This is a genomic window from Streptomyces sp. URMC 126 (assembly GCF_051386555.1).
In the GTDB taxonomy this organism is placed as follows: domain Bacteria; phylum Actinomycetota; class Actinomycetes; order Streptomycetales; family Streptomycetaceae; genus Streptomyces.
The window spans coordinates 1-267 of record NZ_JBPQTX010000922.1 but is presented as its reverse complement, the minus strand read 5'-3'; the positions used below and the strand labels follow the sequence as shown (position 1 = coordinate 267).

The window sequence follows — 267 nt, the reverse complement described above, 5'->3', positions numbered from 1 at the left end:
CAGCTACCCTTACGGCAACAAGATCGAGGCGCTGGCGCTGCTGGATACGGGCCGGTCGTTCCTGTTCCTCGACAGCGACACGCTGATCCTGGGCGAGATCGGCACGCTGCCCTTCGACTTTGCCCACCCTTCGGCCTCGATGCGGCGAGAGGGAAGCTGGCCGCAGCCGCCGGCCTATCGCCAGACCTACGCCTCGATCTGGCGCTCGCTTTACGACCGCTTCGGGCTGGACATGGACGGCTCGCTGGACCTGTCCCAGCCCGAAGC

The 267-nt window shown here is 66.7% G+C and carries 1 protein-coding gene; it reads left to right on the top strand.

Features of this window, described 5'->3' with window-relative positions; genetic code table 11:
• Window positions 1–267 (top strand): hypothetical protein (locus ACSNOK_RS34505; protein WP_436784664.1); only part of this gene is annotated, 267 nt, incomplete at both ends.